Here is a 2,081-nt window from a genome sequence, read left to right on the forward strand (position 1 = left end):
GCCTCACCAGCCTGACCGCTACCATCAATGAGATGGAATACAAGCCCGGTCGTTTGGGCGAGCTCGGCCTGTTCCGGGAGAGTGGTATCAACACCACAACCGCAGTGGTTGAAAGCGTCAATGGCGTCCTGCGTCTGCTGCCTTCTTCCGAGCGTGGTGCTCCGGCAACTCAGGCTGTCGGTGACAAGCGCCAGATGCGCAGCTTCGTTATCCCGCACATTCCACACGACAGCACTATCATGGCGGCTGAAGTGCAGAACGTGCGCCAGTTTGGTAGCGAAGATGCGATGCAGGGGGTTCAGGCAGTAATCAACCAACGCCTCGCTCGTATGAATGCCAACCATGAAGTGACGCTGGAATTTCTGCGTATGGGTGCGCTCAAGGGCGAGATTCTGGACGGTGATGGCAGTACTGTGCTTTACAACCTCTTTGATGAGTTTGGTGTGAGTCAGCAGACTCACAACTTCAACTTCGGCAGTGCCACCACTGACGTACGTTTGCAGTCTACCAAGGCTCGCAGGCTGGTCGATGATGCTATGGATGCCGAGCCTTATTCCGGCCTCCGGGCGTTTGTCGGCAAAGACTTCTTTGATGCCCTTGTTAATCACAAGTCGGTCAAAGAGGCTTACCAGCGTTGGCAGGATGGTGAAGCCCTCCGCAACGATCCGAAAGGTACATTCCGCTTCGCAGACATTAACTGGGAAGAATACCGTGGATCGGTCGGCGGTCAGGACTTTGTGCCAGACAATAAAGCGTATCTCTACCCGGAAGATGCTGACTTCTTTAGAACCTGGTTCGCTCCGGCAGACTTCATTGAGACCGTCAACACCATCGGCCTGCCTCGCTATGCCAAGCAGAAGGTTATGGACTTTGATAAGGGCGTGCTTGTTCATACCCAATCAAACCCACTGCCGATCAACCTCAAGCCAAGGGCGGTTATTAAGCTCACTATGAGCTAATAGGTGTGTATTGCGGGTCGCTTGCTTAAGTGCAAGGTGGGCCGCAATACGAGGTTCACCCATATAATTAAAAGAAATATATTGGCAATATGCTGGTTATTTTTGATTTGGATTTTCCGATGTTAGCTGTACTTAAAATGTTTTTTAAATGGTTATTTCCTGATAGTGCATTAATTGTACTATTAACATCTTTATCAAAAAGAACAATAAATATACTTCTTTCACTGGCGCAAATATTAGACACTTTATTAATACCTTTAGAGAAGAATAGCGAAGAAATTAGAAAGGAATTTGAAAAAAAACGAAATGAGAGAACAAGCATTATTATTAAAAATGCTGAGCTTCGAGGCGAGTTACGCAGGTCTCTGGCTGAAATTAATGCAAAGGCCGAGTTGTTTCAATTTGATGAAGAGATAAGAATAAGTGATAGACAAAAAGCGAAATCAGATTTTTTTATTAAGAACGGAGATTACATTAGACCTGATGTAGAAAATGAACACTGGTTTAATGATTACAACTGACAACTAGATTACAAATGGAAACTGCCCTTATGGACGAAGCTTTCAAGCAACTGGGTCACTCAATCCTTTCGACGTTTGGGCAGTCCCTTTCTATTACTTTCGCTGATACCTCAACACTGGAAACCCTCGGGATCATCAAGCAACAGGTGGTTGAAATTGGCCAGTATGAGGCAGTGGCGGGAGAGATTACCGTGTTGTCACTCGATAGCACTATCCGGCTCAAGCGAGGGGATACGGTATTGGCCAATGGCAGCACTTATGAAGTAGACCGGAAACTAAAAGACGATGGCTATTTAGCCCAATGGAATATCTATGCTAATTGAGCAGGAAGTCAGCGGGGATATTGAAGAACTGACAACACTGTTTAAGCACTCCCCAAAGAAAACTGAATTAGCCATTCAACGCACCATGCGGAAATTGAGCACATGGGTCGAGCGGCAAGTATTAAGAGAGTTGGCAAGCCAGCTGAAAATTACACAGAAACTTTTTAAAGAGTTTGGCCGGGTTAAAACAACACTGAGCAGACCAAAGAGTGATTCCCAATATCTTATCGTCTGGATAGGAACTTTCCCGGTCGGGGCTCACAAGTTCGGTAAAGCCC

The 2,081-nt window shown here is 46.5% G+C and carries 4 protein-coding genes; all 4 read left to right on the forward strand.

What is annotated here, in order from left to right; translation table 11 throughout:
- Positions 1-959 (forward strand): major capsid protein (locus AK963_RS28155; protein ID WP_066018618.1); only part of this gene is annotated, 959 nt, incomplete at its 5' end.
- 119 nt (positions 960-1,078) lie between these two features.
- On the forward strand, positions 1,079-1,480 hold the full coding sequence (locus AK963_RS28160; RefSeq protein WP_139117738.1) for a hypothetical protein: 402 nt from the start codon (positions 1,079-1,081) through the stop codon (positions 1,478-1,480).
- Positions 1,481-1,509: 29 nt separating this feature from the next.
- Positions 1,510-1,803 (forward strand): hypothetical protein, encoded by a 294-nt coding sequence (locus AK963_RS28165; RefSeq protein WP_066018620.1) that lies wholly within the window; start codon positions 1,510-1,512, stop codon positions 1,801-1,803.
- Positions 1,793-2,081, forward strand: a 289-nt coding sequence (locus AK963_RS28170; protein ID WP_139117739.1) for a hypothetical protein, incomplete at its 3' end; no start/stop codon positions are given. The genes AK963_RS28165 and AK963_RS28170, both read left to right, overlap by 11 nt.

Origin of the sequence: Endozoicomonas atrinae, from assembly GCF_001647025.1 — a bacterium.
In the GTDB taxonomy this organism is placed as follows: domain Bacteria; phylum Pseudomonadota; class Gammaproteobacteria; order Pseudomonadales; family Endozoicomonadaceae; genus Endozoicomonas; species Endozoicomonas atrinae.